Origin of the sequence: Salinibacterium xinjiangense, from assembly GCF_014645015.1 — a bacterium.
GTDB classification, from domain to species: Bacteria; Actinomycetota; Actinomycetes; order Actinomycetales; family Microbacteriaceae; genus Rhodoglobus; species Rhodoglobus xinjiangensis.
On the sequence record NZ_BMLC01000002.1, the window covers coordinates 229,348 to 256,236 of the forward strand.

Below are 26,889 nucleotides of genomic sequence, written 5' to 3' on the forward strand. Positions count from 1 at the left end.
GGCGCACAAGAAAACCCCTCATCGAACCGCAAAGCCAATGAGGGGCTAGTCCATCCGGACTGAACTGCAGGGGCACCCTACCAAACGAAGGTTGGAACACAATGCTCAACAAAACAAAGCTGCGTCTTGGCGTTGTAGCAGCTGCTGCTGCCGCCACGCTCGCGTTCGGCGCAGCGGCCCCCGCGTACGCAGACCCGATCGGCTTCAAGCCGCTCAACGGCGCGGGCTCTGACACCACCCAGGATGTTGTGGATGGTGTCGCCACGGTCGTGACCTCGATCGGCTCCTGGGACGCGATCGGTTCGGCAACTATCCAGACCACGTCGGGTGGCGCGACGTTCAACCGTCCGAACGGCTCGACGCAGGGCGTCCAGGCCCTGAGCGCGTCGATCAACAACACCGGTACGCGCACGTTCCCGGCTTCGGGCGGCGTGAGCATCACCGGCCAGCTCGACTTCGCTCGTAGCTCTAGCGCACCGAGCGGCTCCTTCGTCGGAACCGACCTGACCTTCGTCCCCTTCGCTCGTGACGCCGTCACGTACGCGGTGAGCCAGGCGAGCGACTTCCCGCGCGACATTGCTCTCGGCAGCGCTTCACAGGATGCTGTTTCACCCGCGCCGTTCACACTGCGCAACATCTACCGTGGCGCCGTCACCACCTACGCAGATGGCGACTTCAACGCTGTCACGATCCGTCCGATCATCCCGCAGTCAGGGTCCGGCACTCGCTCCTTCTGGCTCTCAGCGCTCGGCCTGACCGAAGCGACGATCGTCGGAACCCCGACGACGGACATCGGCAACACGGCACAGGAGCACACCGGTACCTACATCAAGAACGCCGGAGACATCGCACCGTTCTCTATCGCGCAGTACATCGCGCAGGGTAACCACGGTGCGCTGCCGACCAACGTCATCGAGCGCCGTGGGAACATCGCGCTGGGCAACGTCGACACGGTCAAGCCCATCCTGCTGACCGCAGGTGGCGGAGTCGAGCTCAACACCGCTTTCCCGATCAACCGTCTCGTGTTCAACGTCGTGCAGACCTCGCGCCTTGCCGGCACGTCGACGGCCGACACCCTGCTCAGGAACACCTTCTCAGGAACCACCTCGAGTGTCTGTGCGGCCTCCGCACAGATCAAGCAGTTCGGATTCGGCACCATCGGCTCCCTCTGCGGTAACACCACCACTTACAAGCAAGCCTTCCGTTACTAACCCCCGCTAGAAAAACGATAAGGACACTTAAAGCAATGAACATCTCCAAAAAGATCGCAGCAATCGCGGTTGCCGCGGCGCTCACGGTTGGTGGGTTGAGCGCTACTCAATCCGCCTCGGCTGCCGAGATTCCCGGAACGCTCACGGTCACGCCCACCTCGGGTAACGTCTCAGACACCTACTTGTTCAACAGCATCGCCCTGGATATCGGCGCAGTCGCGCCGTACAACGTGCTAGCCGGAACGTTCGCCTATCAGAATGGCGTCGAGATGGGGTCGCTCGCGAACGCGCGAAACGCTGGCAACGTGCCCTCAACGGCTGGGACAAGCGGTCTGAACGGTTCTGCGGCATTCCATGACCGCTCGATCAGCCCGACGAATAACTTCGTGAGCAACAAGCAGCTGACAGCGCTTGTCACCCCTCTGGTGACCGGAAATTGGGAGCTGCGCTGGTACTACTTCGCATCGACCACTGCACCGAACCGTACGACGGACCCGTACGTCAAGCTCAACATGACGTTCGATTCGACCACAGGTGCCTGGGCCGTCTACTCCGCTCCTGCTGCTGCAGTGGCCAGCACGACCTCGCTGACGGCCCAGGCCACTGGCTCGGCCGTGACGCTGAAGGCAACTGTTGCACCCGCAGCAGCTGTCGGGACGGTCTCCTTCTCCGAAGGTTCCACCGTTGTTGCTGCCAACGTCGCCGTTTCGGGTGGAGTCGCCACGGCGAACCTCCCGGCCGTCACCGATGGCCCGCACAGCTACACCGCTACCTTTACGCCGACGAACGCTGCCAACTTCACCGCATCCACCTCGACCGCGGCATCGGTGTACGTCGGCGCGATTGTTCAGAGCACGAACGTGACGACGTCGGTCGCTGCGGGTGCTGGTGGTGGGGTTCTGACGTTGACGGGTGTGCCGGCTTCGGTCGCTCTTGGTGCGGCAACGCTCAACGCCGGAACGCTTAACGCTTCCGGAACGCTGAACGCTGTTGTCACCGATTCACGCCAGCTTGATTTCCCGGCGTGGAGCCTCACCGGCCAGATCGCTGACTTCAAGTCGGGTACGAAGGTTCTCTCGGGTAAGTACCTGGGTTGGACCCCGTCGGTGACGGGTGCTCCGAACTCTGTTGCTGGTGCGGTTGTGCTGCCGGCTCCGGGTTCGGTCAGCGGCCTGACGACGGTCAGCACGCTGGCCACTGGTGCACCGAACAATGTCGAGGTCAGCAACGTTTCGGCGCTGCTGCAGCTCAAGGCTCCGAAGAACACTCCTGCCGGTGACTACTCGGCAGTGCTCACGCTGACCCTCATCTAGGTTCAGTCGCTTCACCGGCGGGTTGGGCACAGCGCACTGCTGGGCCCAACTCGCCACCACCATTTCACCACCCCTCATCGTTCCCCCCGACGCTGATAAGGAGCCCCCGACCATGACCCCTGCTTCCGGTTGAGGGCCGCGGCCCTTGCTGGCGCCATCATTGCCGCATCCCTCACCGGATCGCTGGCGGCGGCCCAGCCCGCATTCGCCGGCGGGCCCGTCGTCCAGGTCGCATCCCTCACCGTCTCGCCGCTCAGCGGCAACGCCACCGCGGATTCCACCTTCCTGTCGAGCATCGCCACGAACGTGGGCGCGCCGGCCGGAGCGCGTGCCTCCGGCGCGACCTTCATTTTTCAGGGGGATGTGAGCCGCGGGCCGATCGCGAGCATGCGCACGGTATCCACTCCCGGCACCTATGGCACCTTCGGTCTCGACGGCCAGCCCGGCTTCGCTGACAGGTCTACCGTCGCCGCGAATAACTATGTGAGCAACCTCGAGCTCGATGCGCCGGAACTGGGCCTCACCACCGGCATCGTCGAACTGCGCTACTACTGGTCGGCATCGGCGACCGGCCCTGATGCCGCCACGGATCCGTACCTCCAGATCGCCATCGACTGGAATGCGTCCACCGGAGCCTGGAGCGTGCTGCCACCCCCGGTCGACACCACCGTCTCGCTCGCGGCCTCATCGTCAGGCTCGACGGTGACCCTCGACGCGTCCATCAAGGATGCGGCGACCGGCCTGGTCGACACTTCAGCGCCGGGCCCTGTCACCTTTATCGAGAATTCCGCGATCATCGTCGGAATCGCAGAGGTCGTCGCCGGTCACGCCGTGCTCGTGCTGACGGGCGTCTCTGACGGCCCGCACACCTACCGTGCTGACTACGACAGCTCCAATTTTTACACTCATGTCGGGTCGTCATCTGGCGACGCGTCAGTGAACGTCGGCGGCCAGGGAGGTGGCACGAACGTGACGACGTCAGTTGCTGCGGGTGCTGGTGGCGGTGTGTTGACGTTGACGGGTGTGCCGGCTTCGGTCGCTCTTGGTGCGGCAACGCTCAACGCCGGAACGCTGAACGCTTCCGGAACGCTGAACGCTGTTGTCACCGATTCACGCCAGCTTGATTTCCCGGCGTGGAGCCTCACCGGCCAGATCGCTGACTTCAAGTCGGGTACGAAGGTTCTCTCGGGTAAGTACCTGGGTTGGACCCCGTCGGTGACGGGTGCTCCGAACTCTGTTGCTGGTGCGGTTGTGCTGCCGGCTCCGGGTTCGGTCAGCGGCCTGACGACGGTCAGCACGCTGGCCACTGGTGCACCGAACAATGTCGAGGTCAGCAACGTTTCGGCGCTGCTGCAGCTCAAGGCTCCGAAGAACACTCCTGCCGGTGACTACTCGGCAGTGCTCACCCTGACCCTCATTTAGGTTCAGTCGCTAATCGACGGGCGACCCCGCGACCGGTCGTCCAGACCCTGAATCCGTAGTTAATGTTCCGTTCATATCCTGCTCGCTTCACACTGATTGGATAACCCGGATGTCCCGAATCACCACCCCCATCTCCTTGCTTATGGCCATGGCTTTAGCCCTCTCGCCGTTGGCTGTTTCGGCGTTCGGATTTGCTCCGGCCCCGACCGCGGCAGCGGTGGACGGTGACATCACGTGGAGTGTGGAACCTGCTCCCACGGCAGAGGGCGGTCGCCGCACCTTCGACTACAAGACAGACCCCGGCACGCAGATCAACGACACCGTGCTCGTCACCAACCAGGGCACCACCGCCGCCGAATTCCTGATCTACGCGACCGACGCCCGCAACGAGCTGGAGACCGGGGCGTTCGGTCTGCTCAAGCGCGAAGAAGAGCCTATTGACGCCGGCGCCTGGATCACGACCGACATCGACAAGATCACGCTCCAGCCCGGCACGGAGGCGAGCATTCCGTTCACCGTCCTCGTTCCCTCAGACGCTACCCCCGGCGATCACGTCGGTGGCATCGTTGCATCGGTCCTGACGACGGGCGACCAGGATGGCGCCGCGGTCGTGCTCGAACAGCGCGTCGGCGCTCGCGTGTACCTGACGGTGTCGGGAATCCCGGATGTCGGTGTCGAGACCAGCGGATTCCTCGCCGGCTTCACCCCCGAACTCAACCCCTTCGCGCCCGGCACAATGTCGGTCACCTACGATGTGCGCAACACCGGGAACGTGCGGATGGATGTGAACCAGAAGCTGCAGATCACCGGGCCGTTCAGCATCCCACTGGGAGAGCTCACCCCGGAGCCGATCTCCAACATCCTTCCCCGCCAGACCGTGCGAGTGACCTCGCAGGTGCCCGCCATCGCCGCTCTGCTGATGGCATGGTCGACCGTCACTCTCGTGCCCGGGGCGATCGGCACTGCTGGGAACGCCATCGGCGATAGCCCGACCGCTGGCGCCTCATCCGCGCCGACGAGTCCAGCTGCGGCGGATCCTGCTGTGGCAGCTCCGGCGGCGGCGGATCCTGCGGCTCCGGTGGTCGAGACGGAGGAGGCGCTCGAATTCCTGCCCGTGTCATCCTCGGCGTTCTCGCTCGCCATGTCGTGGACGCTGCTCGCTCTCATCGTTGTCGTGATCCTCGCGATCTTCCTCGTCCACCGTTACGTGACCGGCATGCGAGACCGCCTGTACGACGCGATCGACGAAGCGGCAGAGGCGGCGCGCATCGAGGCGCTCGGCGGGCCGGGCACTACGGGGGTGCAGGCGGTATGAGACGAGTCATCGCCCTCGGGATCGGCACGTTGATCCTGGCCTCGAGCGTTCTGCCGTCGCTGGCAGTCGGCAACATGGCTTTCGCCGCGGCATGCCCCGGCACGAGTTCGTCACTGCCCCTCAGCGTCACCATCCCCGACATCGGCCAGTCGGGCGGCGGTGACGTCGCAACCCCCGCGCCGACGGCCTGTGCGACGACCCCCCCGCCAGCGACGGGTGGAACGACTCCAGGCGGGTCGGGATCGGGAGGCTCGGGTTCAGGCGGCGGAGCTGCCACCCCCACGACTCCTGCCAGCCCCTCGGGCGAAGTAGTCGCGCCGATACCGCCCGCCACCCCATCCGGGAGCGCTTCGAAGCTCGAACTCGACCCCGAGCGCATTTCGGTACACGAATGGATGGCCGCCACCGGCACCGGCTACAACGCCGACGAGAAGGTGCAATTGGTGCTCTATCCCGGTGCCGAGGTCATCGGCAGCTACGTGGCAGACGCCACGGGGACGGTAACGGCCCGCTTCAGGATCCCCGACGAGACCCGTTCTGGCTCGCATGTGCTCGAAGCAACCGGCTGGGCGTCGGAGAAGGTGTCGAATGGTGCATTCACCGTCGTGACGGTCGCCGGTGCCGGCACGATACCGATGCTGTGGTGGGTCATCATCCTGTGCGGATCCCTGCTGGTCGGGCTCATCATCTTCGCGATCTACTTCCGGCGCAATATTGCCCACGCCTTCCGCGGCGGGCCCGAGACGGTGAAGGGAACCCCGTGACGCTGGTAGCCGAACCCGAGGTCGACGGCGCGGCTGCTGCCGAGGCATCCATTGTCGTCGTGGCCCCGACGCCGAAGAAGGCACCGCCGGCGAAGAAGCCGCCGAAGGGACTGCCGTTCTGGCTGCGCAAGCGGCCGAACCGCCCTCGGAACACCCGCCCGGCACCGACCCCGAGGGATATCCGCTGGTGGGTGGGGGTCGTCTGGCTGCTGCTGTCAGCCCTGCTGCTGGGGTTCGTGACGCACGTGACGATCATCGGATCGCTGCAGCATTCGCGTGCCCAGTATGTGCTGTACCAGGATCTGCGCACCGAGCTCGCGCTTGCGACCACGCCGCTGGGTCAGCTCGGCGTCGATGGCAACCTCGTGCCCAACGGCGCCCCGCTCGGGCTCATCAGCATCGATCGCCTGGGGATCAACGAGGTGTACGTGCAGGGAACCGCCCCGACCGACCTCACCAAGGGACCGGGTCACCGTCGTGACACGGTCATGCCTGGCCAGCAGGGCACGAGCATACTCATGGGCAGACAGGCTACCTACGGTGGCCCTTTCGGTTCATTGAGTGCCCTGATCCCAGGCGACAAGATCACTGTCACGACCGGGCAGGGTAAGTCGACCTACACGGTGTTCGGCGTTCGACGTGATGGCGACCTCTTGCCGCAGCCGCTCGAAACGGGGGAGGGGCGACTCGAGCTGATCACGGCGAACGGCGTTCCGCTCGCGCCATCCGGAGCCCTGCACATCGACGCGTCCCTCGAGTCCGAGGCCAACCAAACCCCTTCGCCGGTGTTCACCAAAGAGGTACTCGACCCGTCTGAACTCGAACTCGGCATCGACTCGACGGGGTGGTTCCCACTGCTTTTCTGGCTGCAGTGGCTCACGGTGGCCGTCACAGCCCTGCGGTGGGTGCGAGGCCGCTGGGGCATGTGGCAGACGTGGATGATCGCTGTCCCCGTCGTGCTCGCCCTCGGGGCCGCGACCGCTGATGCCGCGATGACGCTTCTTCCCAACCTGCTCTAGCCCGACCCGAGGAAACGACATGGACGAACCGACGAAACCCATCAGCACTGCGTCATCTGCGCGCACCCGCAGCACCGTCACCTCGAAGAAGCCCACAGCTCCGAGGCCGAAGGGTGCAGCGCAACGCAAGCCGACCGCATCAGCGACCACCACGGCCACGGCAGCTGCGCGTAAGACGACCCCGAAGCGCGCTTCGCTGGCAACCGCTGGAGCCGTGCAGGTGTCGGTCGAAGCCCCGCCGGCACCGGTCGACGACATGACGACCGCGGTGCCCACGATCACCGGGGTCATGAAACGCCCCGAGCTTCCCGAGACGCAGTGGAAGGGCGGAGAACTCGCCTCCAACACCCCGCCGCCCCTGCCTGATGCACCACTCGCCGTGCTGCAGGCGAACTCCATCTCGGCCTGGTTCGGTGACCGCAAGGTGCTCGACCGCGTCGACCTCACCATGGAGGCGGGCAAGGTGACGGCGCTCATCGGTCCGTCGGGTTGCGGCAAGTCCACCTTCCTGCGCATCCTGAACCGGATGCACGAGATGATCCCGTCTGCCTCACTCGCGGGCGAGGTGCTGCTCGATGGGGTCGACATCTACGACGCCAACCGCCGCCTCACCCAGGCCCGCCGTGACATCGGCATGGTGTTCCAGAAGCCCAACCCGTTCCCGGCGATGTCGATCTATGACAACGTCATCGCGGGGCTCAAGCTCACCGGCATCTCGGCCAGCCGCGACACGAAAGACCAGCTCGTCGAGTCGAGCCTCACCAAGGCCGGCCTCTGGAAGGAGGTGCGCGACCGACTTCGCCAGCCCGGCGGTGGCCTCTCCGGAGGGCAACAGCAGCGACTGTGCATCGCTCGCTCGCTCGCGGTGCGCCCGCGGGTGCTTTTGATGGATGAGCCGTGCTCCGCGCTCGACCCGACCTCCACTCGCGTCATCGAGGAGACGATGCTCGAGCTCGCCAAAGAGGTGACGATCGTGATCGTGACTCACAACATGCAGCAGGCCCAGCGCGTGTCTGACAATTGCGCATTCTTCCTGGCCTCGCTCGGCACCCCCGGCGCGATCGTCGAGCAGGGCGACACCGCGGTGATGTTCTCCGACCCGACAGACCCGCGCACCCTCGACTACGTCAACGGCCGATTCGGATGACCCCGGCGGCACGACCGCGTATCGCGCGATCATTATGAGCGACGCGACGCCCGATCCCTTCGCCGCCTATCACCGTGCCGGTCGCCGGATGACCCTGGCGCGGGTCATTCCGGCCGTGATCGCCGCGCTCGCCATCGGCGGCGGGCTCGGGTATGTCGCTGGCGCCGCCCCCGCCGCCCCTCCGGCAGCGGTGGAACAGGATTCCCCAGCTCAGGCTGTCGGTCCGCCGCCGGACGCCGCTCCGCCACCGATCCCCGCAGCCCAGCTGCCGCAGCCCGGTGCGCCTGCCGGCGCGCCGGGCGAGGCGCCCCCGCCAAGGGCGCCCGCACTGCCGACGCTGGCTGCGACCGGTGAGGCGGAGTGGTCCATTTCGATCGACACCACGGGGTATCAGGCCGAGATCGACCAGTGCCTGTGGGTGCGGATGGACCTGGGCGTGCACGCGCCCGTTGTCGGCAAGCACAACTACTGCGGCGGCGACATAGTGCTGGGTATGGCCATCGGCGACACGGTGACGTTGGCCGGGGTCGGCCTCGACGGCACGTACACGGTCGCCGCGACCCGTGACGCGCAGGCCGGCGACTACGCGAAGGTCGCCACAGAGGGGCTCGGTGGCTCGGTGATCCTGCAGACCTGCTACTGGGGAAATACCGGTGCGGAACGGCTCGTAGCCCTCGATCGGACGTAGCGCGCCGCTGGTCCCGCCCACCTGCCGCGCGGGGCTCCGAGTGTTCCGCATCTGCCTCCGCAACGGCGAGTGGGTCGACAGGATCGGAACACTCGCTCGAGGCCACGATTTCTCGGGCGCTGTGCCGGGCTGCCCGCAGTGCGGGACAATGGCAGCATGACTGACCAGAATCTTGCCGTCATTGTTCTCGCCGCAGGCCAGGGTACCCGCATGAAGTCGTCGCGCCCGAAGGTGCTGCACTCCATCGCGGGCCGCTCGCTCATCGGGCACGTGCTCGCCACGGCGCGTGAACTCGAACCCAGCGTCGTCATCGCGGTGGTGCGCCACGAGCGCGACACCGTGGTCGCCTCCATCTCCGAGTTCGTCCCCGATGTGATTTTCGTCGACCAGGATGACATTCCCGGCACCGGTCGGGCCGTGGAGGTCGCGCTCACTGCGCTGCCGGCAGGCTTCGAGGGCGACGTGATCGTGGTCAGCGGCGATGTTCCGCTGCTGGATGCCGCCACCCTCGCCGCGCTCATCACCGAGCACCGCGCCGCGAGCGCCGCCGCGACACTGCTGTCTGCCGTGCTGGACGACGCGACCGGCTACGGGCGCATCATCCGTGACGCGGAGGGAGCGCTCGACCGCATCGTGGAACAGAAAGACGCGACCCTGGCCGAGCGGGCTGTCACCGAGATCAACTCGGGCACCTACGTGTTCAGCGTGGATGCGCTGCGGGTGCAGCTGCCGCTCGTCGGAACCCAAAACCTGGCCGGAGAGAAGTACCTCACCGACGTGATCGGCCTGTTGCGCGCGAGCGGCTCAGCCGTGTCAGCCGTGCCTGTGAGCGACGGCTGGATGGTCAGCGGAGTCAATGACCGCGTTCAGCTGGCCGAGGCATCCCGTCGCATGAATTCCCTGATCGTGCGCCGCTGGCAGGTCGCCGGTGTGACCGTGCAGGACCCTGCCACCACCTGGATCGACGCCGATGTGACCCTCGCCGAAGACGTCGAGCTGCTGCCGGGAACGCAGCTGAAAGGCGCGACCCTCATCCAGCGCGGGGCGACGGTCGGACCAGACACGACCCTGGTCGACTGCGAGGTCGGCGAAAACGCCGTCGTGAAGCGCACGGATGCCACGCTCGCCGTCATCGGCGCCGGTGCGAGTGTCGGCCCCTTCGCCTACCTGCGGCCCGGCACGTATCTCGGTGCCGACGGCAAGATCGGCGCCTTCGTGGAGACGAAGAACTCCACGATCGGCGCGGGAAGCAAAGTGCCGCACCTCAGCTACATCGGAGATACCACCGTGGGGGAGCAGTCCAACATCGGCGCGGGCACCATCACGGCCAACTACGACGGTGTGAACAAGAGCGCGACGGTCGTGGGCTCGCACGTGCGTACCGGCTCGCACAACGTGTTTGTGGCTCCGGTCAGCATCGGGGACGGTGCATATACGGGGGCAGGCACGGTGGTTCGTAAAGATGTGCCAGCGGGATCGCTGGCGATCACGGTCGCCCCGCAGCGCAACATGAGCGGATGGGTCGAGGCCAACCGCGCAGGCACAGCTGCGGCGCGGGCGGCGGTCGAGTCATCCGGCGCCCACGAGGTTTAGCGACAGTTCTGCGCGGATAAGATTGCCGGAGACAAACGCCGACGAAGTGTCGGCAGAGAGCGGGGACTGTGTCCGAGATCAAGATCACCGGACAGAAGAGGCTCGTGATCGTGAGCGGCAGGGCTCACCCGCAGCTCGCCATCGACATCGCAGCCGAGCTCGAAACCGATGTCGTACCCACGGATGCCCGCACTTTTGCCAACGGTGAGATCTACGCCCGCTACGACGAGAGTGTTCGCGGTTGCGATGCATTCGTGATCCAGTCCCACACAGATCCCATCAATGAGTGGCTCATGGAGCAGCTGATCATGGTCGACGCCCTCAAGCGCGCTTCGGCGAAACGCATCACCGTCGTCTCGCCGTTCTACCCGTACGCCCGCCAGGACAAGAAGGGCCGCGGTCGCGAGCCGATCAGCGCCCGACTGATCGCCGACCTCTACAAGGCGGCCGGCGCAGACCGGATCATGAGTGTCGACCTGCACGCAGCCCAGATCCAGGGATTCTTCGACGGGCCCGTCGATCACCTCTTCGCCATGCCGGTGCTGCTCGCGCATTTCCAGAAGATCCTCGACCCATCCACCCTCACCGTCGTCTCGCCCGACATGGGCCGCGTGCGCGTGGCCGACATCTGGAGCGACAAGCTCGGTGCGCCGCTCGCGATCATCCACAAGCGTCGCGACCCGCTCATCCCGAACAAGGTGACGGTGCACGAGATCGTCGGTGACGTCAACGGGCGTGTCTGCCTCCTGGTCGACGACATGATCGACACCGGGGGCACCATCGTGAAGGCCGCCGAGGCGCTCAAAGCCGCCGGGGCCACGAAGGTCGTCGTCGCGGCAACGCACGCGATCTTCTCTTCCCCCGCGCCTGACCTGCTGCAGCACGCATCCATCGACTCCGTCGTCGTCACAGATACGTTGCCGATCCCCGAGCACAAGCGCTTTCCCACGCTCACCGTCCTGCCCATCGCGCCACTGCTCGCACGTGCGATCCACGAGGTCTTCGATGACGGATCCGTGACCAGCATGTTCGACGGCGCCGCGTGACCATCTCCACCCCTCGCCCCTGGCTCGCCTCATACGCCGACGGGGTTCCGGTCGAGCTGGAACTGCCCAGGGGTTCGCTATACGACCTGGTCGAGGCATCCATCGCCGAATTCCCTGACAACGCAGCGCTCGAGTTCTTCGGTCGCGAGACCACCTACGCCGAGATGGGCCTGCAGATCGGGCGGGCTGCCGAGGGTCTTCGCCTGCTGGGCGTGCAGAAGGGTGACACCGTCGCGCTCGTGCTGCCGAACTGCCCGCAGCACATCGTCGCCTTCTACGCCGTGCTTCGGATCGGCGCGATAGTCGTCGAGCACAACCCGCTGTACACCCCGCGTGAGCTTCGCCACCAGTTCGAAGACCACGCGGCGAAGGTCGTCATCGCGTGGAACAACGTCGTCGGCACGATCCAGGCCTTTCCGGCCGATGTCGCGGTCGACACGATCATCTCGGTGGATGTCACGCGCGCGATGCCGTTCGCCACGAGAGCGCTGCTCCGGCTGCCGATAAGCAAGGCCCGCGACTCGCGAAAAGCGCTGACCGCCAACGTTCGCGGCACCGTCGTGTGGGAGGAGCTGCTCAAGTCTGCGCCGATCAAACCCGAGATCGTGCGCCCGGACGCGTCGGACGTTGCGCTCATCCAGTACACCAGCGGCACCACCGGCAGCCCCAAGGGCGCCATCCTCACCCACCTCAACCTCACCACCAACGCGGCGCAGGCCCGCGCCTGGGTGCCGACCGTCACGCGCGGCGAAGGCTGCGTGGTCTATGCGGTGCTTCCCATGTTCCACGCCTATGGACTCACGCTGTGTCTCACCTTCGCGATGAGCATGGGTGCCCGGCTCGTGCTCTTCCCGAAGTTCGATCCTGACCTCGTGCTCGCCGTCGCCAGGAAGCGCCCCGCGACCTTCCTCCCGGCCGTGCCTCCGATCTACCAGCGGCTCCAGGCCGCCGCCAACGAGAAGGGTGTCTCGCTGCAGGGCATCCAGATCTCCATCTCGGGGGCGATGCCGCTGTCGGCCTCCGTGGTCGAGCCGTGGGAGAAGGAGACTGGCGGATACCTCGTCGAGGGCTATGGGCTCAGCGAGACCAGCCCCGTGCTGATGGCCAACCCCGTCGGCCCCACTCGGGTCGCCGGCACCGTGGGCCTTCCCCTGCCCAACACGGAGATCCGTGTCGTCGATCCCGAGAATCCGACGGTCGATCGCGCGCCGGGCGACGAAGGTGAACTGATCGTGCGCGGCCCGCAGGTGTTCTCCGGATACTGGAAGAAGCCGGAGGAAACCGCCGCCGTCTTCGTCCCGACCTCGGATGACGGGGCCGACTGGTTCCGTACGGGTGACATCGTCACGGTCGATGAGGCCGGTTTCGTGCGCATCGTCGACCGCATCAAGGAGATCATCATCACGGGCGGCTTCAATGTCGCGCCGAGCGAGGTGGAAGATACGCTGCGGGCGCATCCGGATGTCTCGGATGTCGCCGTGGTGGGCCTGCCGAGCGCGCACAGTGGAGAGGATGTCGTTGCGGCAGTCGTGCTTGTCGATGGCAGCAAGCTCGATGAGGAAGCGATCCGCGATTTCGCGAGGTCAAACCTCGCGGCCTACAAGGTTCCGCGGCGGGTCTACCAGCTCGATGAACTACCCCGCTCGCTCATCGGCAAGGTGCTGCGTCGCGAGGTGCGAGAGAAGCTGACGGCCGAGGCTGCCGACTAGGTTTCGCTTGTCGGAGCCAGTGGTGTCGCCGGCAGTCGCGCACCACCGGGGATGAGCCCCATGGTGGCGAGCAGCGTCTCGGAGCCGCCGAAGCCGACCGCGTAGCAGTTCCAGCCGATCCCCGACTCGCTGGCGAGTTCGAACCTGGCCGAGAAACCCACGGCCTCCGGCGAGAGATATGACGTGTAGATCTCGCATGATCGCTGCGCCGTGTTGTTGGCGGTCGAGACCCCGATCAGGATGCCCGGCAGCACCAGCCCGATGAGCCCGACCACCACGACCACCCGCATCACGGTGAGCAGGTGGGGGCTGCGCAGCGGCCTGTCGCCGTGCGGCTCGTACCCGGCGAGCTCTGGTTCGTCGTCGTACTCGTGGGAGTTATCTGAGGGAGAAGCCATGACCATTCCATTGTGTCACTGGCGCCGGTGATCCGGCGGGGCGTGAACTAGTGCGAGCTGCCTACGCTCTCGATCTCGGTTCGGTCTCCACTCCACAGCGTGTGGAAGGTGCCCTCTTTGTCGATGCGCTTGTAGGTGTGCGCTCCGAAGAAGTCGCGCTGGCCCTGCACGAGAGCGGCGGGAAGGCGGTCGGCGCGCAGTCCGTCGTAATAGGCGAGCGACGACGAGAATGCGGGGGTCGGGATGCCGGACTGGGCGGCCCCCGAGACCACACGGCGCCAGGCATCCTGTGTCTTCGTCATCACGTCGACGAAGAACGGCGCGGTGACGAGGGCGACAAGGCCGGGGTTCTCGGCGTAGGCCTCGGTGATGCGGTTGAGGAAGCGGGCGCGGATGATGCAGCCGCCGCGCCAAATCTTCGCGATCTCGCCCTTCTCGATGTTCCAGCCGTATTGCTCGGCCCCGGCGACGATCGCATCGAACCCCTGCGAGTACGCGATGACCTTGGAGGCGTAGAGCGCGAGCCGCACATCTTCGATGAATGACTCGTCGTCACCGGCGACCTGTGATGACGGGCCGGGCAGCGAGGCTGCCGCTTCGCGCTGGGCGGGCTTGGACGATAGTGAGCGAGCGAACACCGCCTCCGCGATGCCGGAGACCGGGATGCCGAGATCGAGGGCGGTCTGCACGGTCCAGACTCCGGTCCCCTTGGAGCCGGCCTGGTCGAGGATCACATCGACGAGCGGGCGCCCGGTTGAGGCATCCATCTGCCTGAGCACCTCGGCGGTGATCTCGATGAGATAGCTCTCGAGCTCACCCTTGTTCCACTCGGTGAAGATGTCGGAGATCTCGGTGGGGGTCTTGCCGGTGCCGCGGCGGATGAGGTCGTAGGCCTCGGCGATGAGCTGCATGTCGGCGTACTCGATGCCGTTGTGGATCATTTTCACGAAGTGGCCTGCACCGTCGTGGCCGACGTGCGTAACGCAGGGCTCGCCCTCAGCCACCGCGGCGATGGACTTCAGGATCGGGCCGAGCGTGACCCACGACTCGTCGGAACCCCCCGGCATGATCGACGGGCCGAGCAGTGCGCCCTCTTCGCCACCGGAGATGCCGGCGCCGACGAAGTTGATGCCGGTCTCGCGCACGGCTTTCTCACGGCGGATGGTGTCGGTGAACAGCGCGTTGCCGCCGTCGACGATGATGTCGCCGGGCTCGAATACGCCCAGCAGTTCGTCGATGACGGCGTCGGTGCCCTTGCCCGCCTGCACCATGATCAGTGCGGTGCGCGGAGTAGAAAGCGACGCGGCGAACTCTGCGTAGGTCTTCGAGGCAACGAATTCGGCCTCGGGGTGCTCAGCCAGCAGCGTCTCCGTCTTTTGATAGGAGCGGTTGAAGATAGCGACCGAGTTGCCCTCGCGGCTGGCGAGGTTCCGGGCGAGGTTGCTGCCCATCACTGCGAGTCCAATTACGCCGATATTTGCCTGTGCCACGGTGTCTCCTTGAGAAGTGCCGGATGATCCTGAGAAGTGCCAGATGATGAGGAAGCCGTCTTCTAGGCTAGACCGTTTCGCTGGGAGGCTCTGCGGGTGGCTCGACGAACCCGGCTAGCCTGAGATGGTGAAGGGGCCTCAAATCGTCGTCATGGGCGTCAGCGGCTCCGGTAAGTCCACGATCGGTGGACTGCTCGCCCAGCGTCTCGGCAGCAGCTTTGTGGATGCCGACTCCCTCCATCCGTCAGCAAACGTCGCCAGGATGGCCGAGGGGCATCCACTCACCGATGATGATCGCTGGCCGTGGCTCGAAGCGGTGGGGGACGCGCTCGCCACCGCCGCGGTTCCGGGAATCATCGTGGCGTGCTCGACGCTCAAGCGCAGCTACCGTGAGGCAATCCTCGCGCAGGCACCCGGCACGAAATTCGTGCATCTCCATGGATCTCGCGAGTTGCTCTTCCAGCGCATCGGGCAGCGGGAGGGCCACTTCATGCCGATGTCGTTGCTCGCCTCCCAACTGGCCACCCTCGAGCCGCTCGAGACCGATGAGCCGGGCGTGACAGTCGATATCGCGCCGGAGCCCGCGGCGATCGTCGATCGAATCATGCGCGAGCTGTTCGACTAATCCCGCGTCAGCCTTGCGCGACGTGGCCCGCTCGTTAGTCTCTGAGTATGCTCAGGATCGCCCTCAGTGTCGTGATCGCGCTGGTCGCGAGCGTGTTGGGATATGCGGCTCTCTGGCAGGGCGGCTTCGTGCTGATGCGGGAAGCCGTGCAATTCGACCGGACCACCGATCCCACGGCGCTGCCGTTCGTCGTCGGTGGCCTGGTGCTCCTCGTCGTGGCGATGCTGAGTGTGGCGATGTCGTCGGTCGGCGTGATCACGGTGGGTGTGGTTCACCTGTTATCCGGCCTGGTCGCGGTGCTGGATCCGTCGCTTACCTTCATCAGGCTCATCGCGCAGTCGTTCGGTGAGGGCTCGACCATTGGCGACGGAGTGCTCTACTCCGTATCCACCGGTATCGGCATGCTTGCGGGCGTCGTCTTCCTCGTGACAGGGCTTGCAGCCCTGACCCGTCGCTCTCAGAGACCCGGCGCCGTCGCGCGTGTGGCGAGCGTGATCGTAGCGATCGTTGCTGGACCGATGGGCGTGCTCCTGGCATTCATGGGCGGCGGCCTCGTCTACACAGACCTGATCGTGCTCGCAACCGGAGGGTTCAATCCAACCGGAGCGGTGCTGCTCCTGGTCGGCACCGTTCTCCTCGGCCTTGCGGTGCTCACGCTCCGCTGGTCGTCAGTGGGGCTGATGGTGCTGGGGTCGGCGATAGCGGCGATCGGCTTCTTCGGCCTCGTGGGACCGGGGCAACTGGCATCCATCGCCGAACGTGTGTCTCGAGAGTTGAGCGTCACCGTGCAGTTCGCGGCACCCAACGGCAACCTCGCCCTGCTGGGGATGCTGCTGCTCGCGGCCGCGCTCGGCACCGTGCTTCGCTCCCGTCGTCGGCGCTGACCGGCTAAGGGTTCACTTCCGAATTCGTGTAAGATCGGGCACTGAACTTCGGCGAGGGAACCTGCGGGCTCCGTTATCGACGCGGCGGGTGAGTCACTGATCTTAAGTGCATTGGGCTTTTCCTCACGCTGGCAATCATGCGTTCGAGTTGAATACGATCTGGGCACCTGCCCGTTACGGAGAACATCATGGCTAAGAAAGCCGCACAATCCAAAGACAGCAACTACCTCCTCACCGAGGTGCGCGACACGTTCGGCAAGGGCGTTGCACGCAAGATCCGCGCCCAGAACAAGATCCCTGCGGTCATCTACGGTCACGGCACCGAGCCGCAGCACGTCACCCTCCCAGGACACGAGACCGCTCTGATCCTGCGCAAGTCGAACCAGATCCTCGAGCTCGACATCCAGGGCACGATCCAGCTTGCACTGGTCAAGGACGTCCAGAAGGATCCTGTGCGCCAGATCATCGAGCACATCGACCTCATTGTCATCCGCAAGGGTGAGAAGGTCATCGTCGACATCCCCGTGCACGTCGAGGGTGAGCCGGTTCCCGGCACCACCATCAACCAGGACTCCAACACGGTGTCGCTCGAAGTCGAGGCAACTCACATCCCCGAGAACATCGTTGTCTCTGTCGAGGGCCTCAAGGAGGGCGCGCAGATCCTGGCGAAGGACCTCACGCTGCCGACCGGCGCGACGCTCGTCACCGATGAGGAGACCCTCATCGTCGGCATCACAGGCGAGGTCGAGCAGGACCTCGGCGACGAGGCCGAGACCGACGAGGCTGCTGAAGGCGACGACGCCGCTGAGGGCGACGACGAAGACGCTGTTGCCGCCGAGGAATCCGAGTAGTCCGAAGGTTCCGGCCGATCTGGTTCTCACGTAAGGCGCAGCCCGTGGATGAACTGTGGCTAGTAGTCGGGCTCGGCAACCCCGGGTCCGACTACGCCGGAAATCGCCACAATGTAGGCCAGATGGTGCTGGCGCAGTTGGCCGACCGTCTTTCGGCGAGGTTCAAGAATCACAAGGCCAATGCCGCAGTGGCCGAGGGTCGCAGCTTGCAGGCCGGCCCGAGGCTGGTGCTGGCCAAGCCCAGTACGTTCATGAACGTGTCGGGCGGGCCGGTTTCCGCACTACTGCGCTTCTACAAGATCGAGCCGTCGCGGCTGATCGTGCTGCATGACGAGCTCGACATCCCGTTCGACTCGGTGCGGCTCAAGTTCGGAGGCGGTCACGGTGGTCATAACGGCATCCGCGACATCATCGCTGCGACCGGCACCGGTGACTTCACCCGCGTGCGTATCGGAATCGGCAGGCCGCCCGGGCGGCAGCCCGCCGCCGACTTCGTGCTGCGCGACTTCAGCGGGCAAGAGCGTGCGACGCTGCCCAACCTGCTCGACGAGGCGGCGGATGCCACGCAGCTCATCGCCACGGACGGGCTCACCGCAGCACAGTTGAAGTTCCACACCGCGCGGCCGTAGTTCGCCGGCACCCCGGTGCCGCGCCTGCCCCTGCCGTCCTCAGCCCCGCTCCTCCCCTTACCGTTTAGCCCCCACTTCACCAAATGAAGGATATTTACGTGCCTGGGCACGCGACGCATGGCGTGGAGGGTGTTTCTGCCGAAATCTCCTTCATTTGGTGAAATGGCCTTCATGTGCTGAGATCTCCCTCATTTCGCAGTGGATGACGCGGCCGGGCACTCTCGTGCGGTGGGGTGCGGCACCCACGCAGCCCGCTGTCAGCGGCGCGGCATACACTCGTCCAGTGATACTCGATGGTTTTATCCCGGCCCTTTCGCGCGCCCGGACGTTCGAGAAAGCACTTTCTCTCGGCGCCAGAAGCGCTGACTTCTCGCTCGTCGACGGCCTCCGTGCTCCATTGCTGGCCGGGCTACTCACGCGAAAGGGCGGCCCGCGCGCGCTGCTCGCAATCGTGGCGACGGGCCGGGAATCCGAAGCCTTGCGTCGATCACTGGCCAGCTACCTACCGGGCGCCACGATCGTCGAGTTCCCGGCATGGGAGACCCTGCCGCACGAGCGGCTCAGCCCCAGCTCGGAGACGGTGGGCAAGCGCATAGCTGCCCTCCGCACCATCCGGAACTGGGCGGCCGGCGACCAACAGACCGCGTTCGTCATGGTCGCCAGCGTGCGTGCTGCACTCCAGCCTCTCGCCGACAACCTGACCACCATCGAGCCCATCACGCTGGTGAAGGGTGGTCGTGGATACGACCTCGCGCACCTCAGCCGCCGGCTCGTCGACCTCGCGTATGCCCGCGTCGACATGGTGACCCGACGGGGTGAGTTCGCGGTGCGCGGCGGTATCGTCGACGTGTTCGCGCCGACCGACGAGCATCCACTCCGCCTCGAATTCTTCGGTGATGAGCTCGAGCAGGTTCGCGAATTCTCGGTCGCCGACCAGCGCTCGCTGCCAACGGAGATCACTGGGGCAGAGCTGCCGCCGAGCCGGGAGATGCTGCTGAGCGACAGCGTGCGCCAGCGTGCACGCGAGATGCAGCACGAGTTTCCGAGCCTGTCGACGATGCTCGCGAAGATCGGCGAGGGAATTCCCGTCGACGGAATGGAGTCGCTCGCGCCGGCGCTCGTCGACCGGCTCGTGCCCCTCACCCACTATCTGCCGCAGGATGCCGCGATCGCTGTGCTCTCGCCCGAGAAGGTTGCGACGCGCGCGGTCAATCTCGCGGAGACGAATCGCGAATTCCTCAGTGCTGCGTGGAACGCGGCAACCGCCGGAGCGGAGGCTCCGATCGACCTGGATGCTGGCGACTTCGTCACCCTCGCGAGGCTGCGCGAGGCTGCCGGTGACCGTCGGTGGTGGACGCTCTCTGCGTTCGACTCTGGCGTTCCCGAAGAACTCGAGGCGACGGCACTCGAGTCGTACGTGCGCATCGAGGCACGTACGGTGCCGAACTTCGCGGGCCAGCCAGACGGGGCCCTGGGCCACGTCGGCGAACTCCTGCGGGACGGCTGGACTGTTGCGGTCGTCTCCGAGGGAGCGGGACTCGTGGAGCGCACAGCCAATGTGCTCGCCGAGCATGAGCTCGCCGGGCGGGCAGTAGACGCGTTTCCCGCGAAGGCCGAGCCCGGTGTCGCCTACCTGGTGCAGGCATCCGTCGACCAGGGTTTCGAGCTCGCCGAGATCAAGCTCGCGCTGTTCAGCGAGAGCGAGTTTTACGGTCGCACGGCCGGCTACGACACCCGCCAGGTCAAGAAGCTCGCGAGCCGCCGCAAAAACGTCGTCGATCCGCTGCAGCTCAAGGCCGGCGACTTCGTGGTGCACAACACCCACGGAATCGGCAGGTTCGTCGAACTCGTGCAACGCGAGGTGTCGACGGGTGGACGAAACGCGATCAGGACGCAACGGGAGTTCCTGGTTGTCGAGTACGCGCCCAATAAGCGCGGATACCCCGGGGACAAGCTCTACGTTCCCACCGACCAGCTCGACCTGCTGAGCCGGTATGTCGGTGGCGAGGCTCCGGCGTTGAGCAAGATGGGCGGCAGCGACTGGGCCGCGGCCAAGGGTAAGGCGCGCAAGGCTGTTCGAGACATCGCCGTCGAACTGGTGAAGCTCTACAGCGCGCGCATGGCCTCCAAGGGGCACGCCTTCGGGCCGGATACCCCGTGGCAGCGCGAGCTCGAGGAGGCTTTCGCGTTCGTGGAGACGCCCGACCAGCTCACCACCATCGACGAGGTCAAGGCCGACATGGAGAGGCCGATACCGATGGATCGCCTGCTGAGCGGCGACGTCGGTTACGGCAAAACGGAGGTCGCCGTGCGCGCCGCGTTCAAGGCCGTTCAGGATGGCAAGCAGGTCGCGATGATCGTTCCGACGACGCTGCTCGTGCGCCAGCACATGGAGACGTTTGCCGAGCGGTTCGCAGGCTTCCCCGTGCACCTTCGCGCGCTCTCGAGGTTCCAGACCGACAAGGAATCGAAGGAGACCATGGCGGGCATGCAGGATGGCACGGTCGACGTCGTCATCGGCACACATCGCCTGCTCAGCAAGAACATCGCCTTCAAAGACCTCGGACTCGTCATCATCGACGAGGAGCAGCGCTTCGGCGTAGAGCACAAGGATGCGCTGAAGAAGCTGAAGACCAACGTCGACATCCTCGCGATGACGGCCACCCCGATTCCGCGAACCCTCGAGATGGCGGTCACCGGCATCCGGGAGATGTCGACGCTTGCTACCCCGCCGGAGGATCGCCACCCGATCCTCTCCTTCGTCGGCCCGTACTCTGAGCGACAGGTGGGTGCCGCGATCAAGCGCGAGTTGCTGCGTGAGGGCCAGGTGTTCTACGTGCACAACCGGGTGGCGAGCATCAATCGCGTCGCCAACCAGCTGGCCGAGCTGGTGCCGGAGGCGCGGATCGCCGTCGCACACGGCCAGCTGCCCGAGCACGTGCTCGAGCAGGTCATGGTCGACTTCTGGGAGCGCAAGTTCGACGTGCTGGTGTCGACGACGATCATCGAGACCGGGCTGGATATCGCCAACGCCAACACCCTCATCATCGACCGGGCAGATAAGTACGGCCTGTCGCAGCTGCACCAGTTGCGGGGTCGGGTGGGTCGTGGCCGGGAGCGTGCGTATGCCTACTTCCTCTACGACGACCTGAAGCCGCTCACCGAAACCGGCCACGAGCGGCTGAACACCATCGCGGCCAACAACGAGCTCGGCGCCGGCATGCAGATTGCGCTGAAGGACCTCGAGATCCGCGGTGCCGGAAACCTGCTCGGCGGCGAGCAGTCCGGGCATATCGCAGGGGTGGGCTTCGACCTGTACCTGCGCATGATCGGCGAGGCCGTCTCGGCCTTCCGTGGTGACGTCGCGGAAGGGCAGACGGAACTCCGGCTCGAGCTGCCCGTCGACGCGCACATCCCCGAGGACTACGTCGAGAGTGAGCGGCTCAGGCTTGAGGCCTACCAGAAGCTGTCCACGGCGTCTGCTCCGGCAGCGACGATCGACAGCATCGACAGGGTGATGGAGGAGCTCACCGACCGCTACGGCGAGCCGCCGGAACAGGTCGCCAACCTCATCGCCGTGTCGCGACTGCGCCGCATGGCGCAGAAATCCGGGCTCAGCGAGGTGGTCGTCATGGGAGACAAGCTGCGTGTCGCGCCAGCGAACCTCGCTGACTCGATCCAGGTGCGACTGCAGCGCATGTACCCGGGGGCTCGCTACCACGCCGCAGCCGCAGCCGTGCTGGTGCCGTTACCGCCAGAGCCGACAGACACGCAACTCATCGCCTGGACGACAGACCTGCTCGTCACCATCTTCGGCGCCGAGGTGTCAGCACCTGAGGTGGCGGTCTGACGTGGGGTGGGTGAAGGTTCGCGGGGCGCGTGAGCACAACCTCAAAGACATCGATATCGATATTCCCCGCGACTCGCTGGTGGTCTTCACCGGTGTCTCAGGATCGGGGAAATCATCCCTCGCGTTCGGCACGCTGTACGCAGAAGCCCAGCGCCGTTACTTCGAGTCGGTTGCGCCGTACGCCCGCCGCCTGTTGAACCAGGTCGGTGCGCCGGACGTGGAGGAGATCACCGGGCTTCCGCCGGCCGTTGCACTGCAACAACGACGTGGCGCCCCGAGTTCCCGCTCGACCGTCGGCACGATCACCACGATGTCCAACCTTCTCCGGATGCTCTACTCGCGGGCGGGAACCTACCCCTCGGGCGCCGCACACCTGGCCGCCGAGGCGTTCTCCCCGAACACCGCATCCGGAGCATGCCCGCGATGCCACGGTCTCGGGATGGTCCACGATGTCACCGAGCAACTGCTTGTTCCGGATGCGACGCTGAGCATCCGTGAGGGCGCCATCGCCGCCTGGCCCGGAGCATGGCAGGGCGCGAACCTCCGCAGCATCGTCAATGGCCTCGGAATCGATATCGACAAGCCCTGGCAGTCGTTGTCCCGCGCCGACCAGGAGTGGTTGCTGTACACGGAAGAACAACCGTCGGTGATGATCGAACCGGAGCCGGGCCGCGTCGACCACGGCTACTACGGCAAGTTCTGGAGTGCCAGAAGCCACGTGATGCATGTGCTCTCGCAATCGCAGAGCGAGAGGATGCGGGAGCGCGCACTGCGATTCGTGCGGAGCATCCCGTGCCCGGTCTGCGGCGGAAGCGGGCTGCGCCAGGAAGCGCGTGCGGTCACCTTCGCCGGTCTCGCCATCGGTGAGATGAATGCGCTGCCGTTCGCCGGGCTCGCAGCGGCGCTGAAAGAGGGCATCGACACCGACTTTCGCGGGGAGAGTCGTGAGGCGGCGACCCGGATCGTCACCGATATGATCGGCCGGGTCGATGAGCTGCTCGCCCTCGGGCTCGGATACCTGAGTCTCGGCCGGAATTCGACCACGCTCTCGACCGGGGAATCCCAGCGGCTGCGCATAGCGACGCAGTTGCGTTCAGGGCTGTTCGGCGTGGTCTATGTGCTGGATGAACCGTCCGCCGGGCTTCATCCCGCCGACGCTGCGCCACTTCTCGACGTGCTCCAGCGGCTCAAGGAATCCGGTAATTCCCTGTTCGTGGTCGAACACGACCTCGATGTGGTTCGGCGGGCCGACTGGGTGGTTGACATCGGCCCGGGGGCCGGTGAGGGTGGCGGGCACGTGATCTACTCCGGGCCCGTCGATGGGCTGGAAGGCGTCGAAGAATCCGTCACCGCCGCCTACCTGTTCCCGAAGGACGCGAGGGTCGAGCGCACGCTCCGAACGCCTACCGGGTGGTTGAAACTTCACGGTGTGAGCCGTCATAACCTCGTCGATGTATCTGCCGAGTTCCCGCTCGGGGTGATGACGGCGGTGACGGGCGTCTCCGGCTCGGGAAAGTCGACTCTCGTGACCCAGGTGCTCGCGCAGGTGGTGCGTGATCGCCTTGGCGCGGGCTCCGATGAGGTGGAAGAAGATTCACTCGAGGTCGACGTGTCGGGCGTCACGGGGCTGGAGGCGCTCGATCGGCTGGTCGTCGTCGACCAGCGGCCGATCGGCCGCACGCCGCGCTCGAACCTCGCCACCTATACCGGCATGTTCGATGTGGTGAGGAAGATCTTCGCCGCTACCGACGAAGCGCGCTCGCGCTCCTACGGTGCCGGGCGCTTCTCGTTCAACGTCGTCGGTGGTCGTTGTGAGACCTGCAAGGGCGAAGGCTTCATCTCGGTGGAGTTGATGTTCCTCCCGGGCACCTACGCGCCATGCACCACCTGTCATGGTGCCCGATACAACGCCGAGACGCTCGAGGTGAAGTACCGCGGCGAATCCATCGCCGATGTGCTCACGATGACCGTCGACACTGCGGCGGAGTTCTTCGCCGATGTTCCTGCCGCCTCGCGCAGCCTGGAGACCCTCCGCGAGGTGGGGCTCGGGTATCTCCGGCTCGGGCAGCCGGCCACCGAGCTCAGCGGAGGCGAGGCGCAGCGCATCAAACTGGCTACCGAGTTGCAGAGGGCACATCGTGGTCATGCGCTCTACCTGCTCGACGAGCCGACCTCTGGCCTTCATCCGGCAGACACCCGGTTGCTGCTCGACCAGCTGCAACGACTCGTGGATGCCGGCAACACCGTGGCACTGGTGGAGCACGACCTTGCCGCCATCGCCGACGCCGACTGGGTCATCGACCTGGGGCCGGGCGGGGGCGATGCTGGTGGCTCGGTGGTCGCGGCGGGCACGCCGAACCAGGTCTCGCAGGGAGAAGGCGCCACGGCCGTGCATCTCGCGGCCTGGCTCGCCAGCCAGGCGAGAACGGGATAGTGGCGAAGGCCGCTGCGGCAGCAGCCAGACCCGTCGTCACGTAGGCTGTACCTGTCGCAACTGGCGTTGAGATGGGCAACCATCGGGGAGTGACAGCCGTGATTGTCGAGACTGTGATCGTGCAGACTGTGATCGTCTCAGCGGAAGCAGCACGATTGGGCCGTACGCCTGGGCTCAACGGATACCTCTGTTCTATCCGTTCGAGTGTCTTTAGGAGCGCCCATGTCTGACCCCATCACCTCACCGTTGTCCCGGTTCGATTCACCGCTGGCCGACGTCGATCCCGAGATCGCGCAGGTTCTCGAGCAAGAACTCGGCCGCCAGCGTGGCACGCTCGAGATGATCGCGAGCGAGAACTTCGTGCCCCGCGCCGTGCTCGAGGCCCAAGGCTCGGTGTTGACGAACAAGTACGCGGAGGGATACCCCGGCCGCCGGTACTACGGCGGTTGCGAATTCGTGGACGTCGCCGAGAGCCTCGCGATCTCGCGCGCCAAGAGCCTGTTCGGTGCGGCGTACGCCAACGTCCAGCCGCACTCGGGTGCCACGGCGAATGCGGCGGTGCTCGCCGCGATCGCCCAGCCTGGCGACCGCATCCTGGGCCTCGAACTCGCCCACGGTGGCCACCTCACGCACGGCATGCGCCTGAACTTCTCCGGCAAGCTCTATGAGGCGCACGCTTACGGCGTCGACCCGCAGAGCTACCTGATCGACATGGATGCGGTGCGCGAGAAGGCCCGCGAGGTCAAACCGCACGTGCTCATCGCCGGGTGGTCCGCTTACTCCCGCCAGCTCGACTTCGCCGCTTATCGCGAGATCGCCGACGAGGTCGGTGCGAAACTCTGGGTGGACATGGCTCACATCTCCGGACTGGTTGCGGCCAAGCTGCATCCATCGCCCGTGCCATACGCTGACGTGGTCTCGTCGACCGTGCACAAGACCCTGGGTGGCCCGCGTGCGGGATTCATCATGACCAACGACCTCGAGCTGCAGAAGAAGATCAACTCGAACGTGTTCCCCGGCCAGCAGGGCGGGCCGCTCATGCACGTCATCGCGGCCAAGGCCACCGCGTTCAAGCTCGCGGCCGAGCCGGAGTTCATCGACCGCCAGGCGCGCACCATCCGTGGCGCCCAGATCCTCGCCGAGCGCCTCACTGCGCCCGACGCCGTGGCTGCGGGAATCGACGTACTCACCGGAGGAACCGACGTGCACCTCGTGCTCGTCGACCTGCGGAACGCGCCGATCCACGGCCAGGAGGCAGAAGACATCCTGCACGAGGTCGGAATCACCGTGAACCGCAACGCCGTGCCGTTCGACCCGCGCCCGCCGATGACCCCATCCGGGCTCCGTATCGGCACCCCGGCCCTCGCGACGCGTGGCTTCGGCGACGTGGAGTTCACCGAGGTGGCAGACATCATCGCCGAGGCGCTCAAGCCGGCACCGGATGTTGCGGCCCTCCGCGCGCGCGTACTGAAGCTGACCGACGGCTATCCCCTCTACCCGGGCCTTGAGAGCCCGGGGTCCTGGCACTGATGGTCGCTGTGAAGCTCGACGGAGTCGCCACCGCGAAAGCGGTCAAGGCCGAACTCGCCGAGCGCATCACCGCGCTCACCGCCAGGGGCGTCACTCCCGGCCTCGGCACGCTGCTGGTCGGAAGCGACCCTGGTTCGCTGTCGTATGTTGCGGGCAAGCACCGCGATTGCGCCGAGGTGGGCATCGAGTCGATCCGTGTCGACCTTCCGGGGACGGCGACGGCCGATGAGGTTCGCGCGGCGATCGCTGGCCTCAACGCGAACCCTGCGGTGACGGGCTACATCATCCAGCTTCCGCTGCCAGCGGGTCTCGACGAGAATGCGATGCTCGAGCTGATGGATCCGGACAAGGATGCCGACGGACTGCACCCGACGAACCTGGGCCGGCTCGTGCTCGGTGTCGGTGGTGAGATCACTTCGCCGTTGCCGTGCACGCCGGCCGGAATCGTGGAGATGCTGCAGCGTTACGGCGTTCCGATCTCGGGGCGTCATGTCGTCGTGGTCGGCCGCGGGCTGACCGTCGGGCGCCCGCTCGGCCTCCTGCTGACGCGCAAGGGACTGGATGCCACGGTGACACTGACGCACTCGCGCACCGTCGACCTCGAGAGCTATGTGCGCCAGGCTGACATCCTCGTTGCCGCGGTGGGAGTCGCCGGGCTCATCAAGCCCGAATGGCTGAAGCCGGGCGCCGCGGTGCTCGATGTCGGAATCACGCGAGTGGTCAATCCGGAGACCGGCACGGCGCGACTGGTCGGCGACGTCGATCCTTCAGCGGTGGATGTCGCGGGCTACCTGTCGCCAGTGCCCGGCGGGGTCGGCCCGATGACCCGTGCCATGCTGCTGAGAAACGTTGTTGATGCAGCCGAAAGGAGCTTGTCGTGAAGCGTTTTCCCTGGGGTCGATTCTGGCTCACCGTCGGAGTTTTCGTGGGCATCGTCGGTATCGTCAGCTTCACCCTGAAGTACCTCGAGG

Annotated in this window: 21 protein-coding genes and 1 riboswitch; of the genes, 19 read left to right on the plus strand and 2 right to left on the minus strand. The window is 65.8% G+C overall.

Annotated elements, in window-relative coordinates; translation table 11 throughout:
* Positions 1-101: 101 nt before the first annotated feature.
* From IEW81_RS07860 to IEW81_RS07910, 11 genes are all read left to right on the plus strand, one after another.
* Positions 102-1,211 carry a substrate-binding domain-containing protein gene (locus tag IEW81_RS07860; RefSeq protein ID WP_097059397.1) on the plus strand — a complete coding sequence of 370 codons (1,110 nt, stop codon included), beginning with the start codon at positions 102-104 and terminating at the stop codon, positions 1,209-1,211.
* A 35-nt stretch (positions 1,212-1,246) separates the two neighbouring features.
* Entirely contained in the window at positions 1,247-2,524 is a 1,278-nt protein-coding gene (locus IEW81_RS07865) for an Ig-like domain-containing protein (RefSeq protein WP_097059398.1), read from the plus strand.
* 129 nt (positions 2,525-2,653) lie between these two features.
* Entirely contained in the window at positions 2,654-3,946 is a 1,293-nt protein-coding gene (locus IEW81_RS07870) for a hypothetical protein (RefSeq protein ID WP_097059399.1), read from the plus strand.
* A 109-nt stretch (positions 3,947-4,055) separates the two neighbouring features.
* Positions 4,056-5,261: a WxL protein peptidoglycan domain-containing protein gene (locus IEW81_RS07875; protein WP_097059400.1), complete on the plus strand. Its 1,206-nt coding sequence runs from the start codon at positions 4,056-4,058 to the stop codon at positions 5,259-5,261.
* Entirely contained in the window at positions 5,258-6,025 is a 768-nt protein-coding gene (locus IEW81_RS07880; protein ID WP_179691731.1) for a hypothetical protein, read from the plus strand. Before IEW81_RS07875 ends, IEW81_RS07880 begins: the two co-directional genes overlap by 4 nt.
* Positions 6,022-7,044 carry a sortase gene (locus tag IEW81_RS07885; protein ID WP_179691732.1) on the plus strand — a complete coding sequence of 341 codons (1,023 nt, stop codon included), beginning with the start codon at positions 6,022-6,024 and terminating at the stop codon, positions 7,042-7,044. Before IEW81_RS07880 ends, IEW81_RS07885 begins: the two co-directional genes overlap by 4 nt.
* Positions 7,045-7,423: 379 nt before the next feature.
* A complete protein-coding gene (locus IEW81_RS07890; protein WP_229671348.1) occupies positions 7,424-8,191 on the plus strand; it encodes a phosphate ABC transporter ATP-binding protein in 768 nt (255 codons plus the stop codon).
* Positions 8,192-8,225: 34 nt separating this feature from the next.
* A complete protein-coding gene (locus IEW81_RS07895; protein WP_097059403.1) occupies positions 8,226-8,879 on the plus strand; it encodes a hypothetical protein in 654 nt (217 codons plus the stop codon).
* Positions 8,880-9,035: 156 nt separating this feature from the next.
* Positions 9,036-10,472 carry a bifunctional UDP-N-acetylglucosamine diphosphorylase/glucosamine-1-phosphate N-acetyltransferase GlmU gene (glmU, locus tag IEW81_RS07900; protein ID WP_097059404.1) on the plus strand — a complete coding sequence of 479 codons (1,437 nt, stop codon included), beginning with the start codon at positions 9,036-9,038 and terminating at the stop codon, positions 10,470-10,472.
* Between the two features lie 68 nt (positions 10,473-10,540).
* Positions 10,541-11,518 (plus strand): ribose-phosphate diphosphokinase, encoded by a 978-nt coding sequence (locus IEW81_RS07905; RefSeq protein ID WP_097059405.1) that lies wholly within the window; start codon positions 10,541-10,543, stop codon positions 11,516-11,518.
* The gene (locus tag IEW81_RS07910) at positions 11,515-13,227 is read left to right on the plus strand and encodes a long-chain-fatty-acid--CoA ligase (RefSeq protein WP_102017053.1); all 1,713 of its coding nucleotides are present in this window, start codon (positions 11,515-11,517) and stop codon (positions 13,225-13,227) included. The genes IEW81_RS07905 and IEW81_RS07910 overlap by 4 nt, the downstream gene beginning before the upstream one ends.
* Here the strand turns inward: IEW81_RS07910 and IEW81_RS07915 are convergent.
* Both IEW81_RS07915 and gnd read right to left on the minus strand, forming a co-directional pair.
* Positions 13,224-13,625 (minus strand): hypothetical protein, encoded by a 402-nt coding sequence (locus IEW81_RS07915; protein ID WP_097059406.1) that lies wholly within the window; start codon positions 13,623-13,625, stop codon positions 13,224-13,226. The two genes, IEW81_RS07910 and IEW81_RS07915, sit on opposite strands and share 4 nt — an antisense overlap.
* A 47-nt stretch (positions 13,626-13,672) precedes the next feature.
* The gene (gnd, locus tag IEW81_RS07920; RefSeq protein ID WP_268236644.1) at positions 13,673-15,115 is read right to left on the minus strand and encodes an NADP-dependent phosphogluconate dehydrogenase; all 1,443 of its coding nucleotides are present in this window, start codon (positions 15,113-15,115) and stop codon (positions 13,673-13,675) included.
* Between the two features lie 127 nt (positions 15,116-15,242).
* On the opposite strand from gnd, the gene IEW81_RS07925 reads away from it, so the two are divergent.
* From IEW81_RS07925 to IEW81_RS07960, 8 genes are all read left to right on the plus strand, one after another.
* Positions 15,243-15,740 (plus strand): gluconokinase, encoded by a 498-nt coding sequence (locus IEW81_RS07925; RefSeq protein ID WP_097059794.1) that lies wholly within the window; start codon positions 15,243-15,245, stop codon positions 15,738-15,740.
* 47 nt (positions 15,741-15,787) lie between these two features.
* Entirely contained in the window at positions 15,788-16,624 is an 837-nt protein-coding gene (locus IEW81_RS07930; RefSeq protein ID WP_097059408.1) for a hypothetical protein, read from the plus strand.
* A 188-nt stretch (positions 16,625-16,812) separates the two neighbouring features.
* Positions 16,813-17,475: a 50S ribosomal protein L25/general stress protein Ctc gene (locus tag IEW81_RS07935; protein WP_097059409.1), complete on the plus strand. Its 663-nt coding sequence runs from the start codon at positions 16,813-16,815 to the stop codon at positions 17,473-17,475.
* A 44-nt stretch (positions 17,476-17,519) separates the two neighbouring features.
* The gene (gene pth / locus IEW81_RS07940; protein ID WP_097059410.1) at positions 17,520-18,104 is read left to right on the plus strand and encodes an aminoacyl-tRNA hydrolase; all 585 of its coding nucleotides are present in this window, start codon (positions 17,520-17,522) and stop codon (positions 18,102-18,104) included.
* A gap of 283 nt (positions 18,105-18,387) precedes the next feature.
* Positions 18,388-21,954: a transcription-repair coupling factor gene (mfd, locus tag IEW81_RS07945; protein WP_097059795.1), complete on the plus strand. Its 3,567-nt coding sequence runs from the start codon at positions 18,388-18,390 to the stop codon at positions 21,952-21,954.
* Complete coding sequence (gene uvrA, locus IEW81_RS07950; protein ID WP_097059796.1) at positions 21,938-24,388, plus strand: excinuclease ABC subunit UvrA; 2,451 nt, start codon at positions 21,938-21,940, stop codon at positions 24,386-24,388. Before mfd ends, uvrA begins: the two co-directional genes overlap by 17 nt.
* Before the next feature lie 46 nt (positions 24,389-24,434).
* A riboswitch (ZMP/ZTP riboswitch) is annotated at positions 24,435-24,569 on the plus strand.
* Positions 24,570-24,610: 41 nt separating this feature from the next.
* Positions 24,611-25,918: a serine hydroxymethyltransferase gene (gene glyA, locus IEW81_RS07955; protein ID WP_179691734.1), complete on the plus strand. Its 1,308-nt coding sequence runs from the start codon at positions 24,611-24,613 to the stop codon at positions 25,916-25,918.
* Positions 25,918-26,799, plus strand: coding sequence for a bifunctional methylenetetrahydrofolate dehydrogenase/methenyltetrahydrofolate cyclohydrolase (locus IEW81_RS07960; protein WP_097059411.1), 882 nt, complete (start codon positions 25,918-25,920; stop codon positions 26,797-26,799). Before glyA ends, IEW81_RS07960 begins: the two co-directional genes overlap by 1 nt.
* Positions 26,800-26,889: the final 90 nt, after the last annotated feature.

Coding starts and splice junctions, on each gene's coding strand:
- IEW81_RS07865 (WP_097059398.1), top strand. CDS start 1,247: ATGAACATCTCCAAAAAGATCGCAGCAATCGCGGTTGCCGCGGCGCTC.
- IEW81_RS07935 (WP_097059409.1), top strand. CDS start 16,813: ATGGCTAAGAAAGCCGCACAATCCAAAGACAGCAACTACCTCCTCACC.
- glmU (WP_097059404.1), top strand. CDS start 9,036: ATGACTGACCAGAATCTTGCCGTCATTGTTCTCGCCGCAGGCCAGGGT.
- IEW81_RS07915 (WP_097059406.1), bottom strand. CDS start 13,625: ATGGCTTCTCCCTCAGATAACTCCCACGAGTACGACGACGAACCAGAG.
- IEW81_RS07960 (WP_097059411.1), top strand. CDS start 25,918: ATGGTCGCTGTGAAGCTCGACGGAGTCGCCACCGCGAAAGCGGTCAAG.
- IEW81_RS07875 (WP_097059400.1), top strand. CDS start 4,056: ATGTCCCGAATCACCACCCCCATCTCCTTGCTTATGGCCATGGCTTTA.
- IEW81_RS07930 (WP_097059408.1), top strand. CDS start 15,788: ATGCTCAGGATCGCCCTCAGTGTCGTGATCGCGCTGGTCGCGAGCGTG.
- IEW81_RS07880 (WP_179691731.1), top strand. CDS start 5,258: ATGAGACGAGTCATCGCCCTCGGGATCGGCACGTTGATCCTGGCCTCG.
- IEW81_RS07895 (WP_097059403.1), top strand. CDS start 8,226: ATGAGCGACGCGACGCCCGATCCCTTCGCCGCCTATCACCGTGCCGGT.
- glyA (WP_179691734.1), top strand. CDS start 24,611: ATGTCTGACCCCATCACCTCACCGTTGTCCCGGTTCGATTCACCGCTG.
- IEW81_RS07860 (WP_097059397.1), top strand. CDS start 102: ATGCTCAACAAAACAAAGCTGCGTCTTGGCGTTGTAGCAGCTGCTGCT.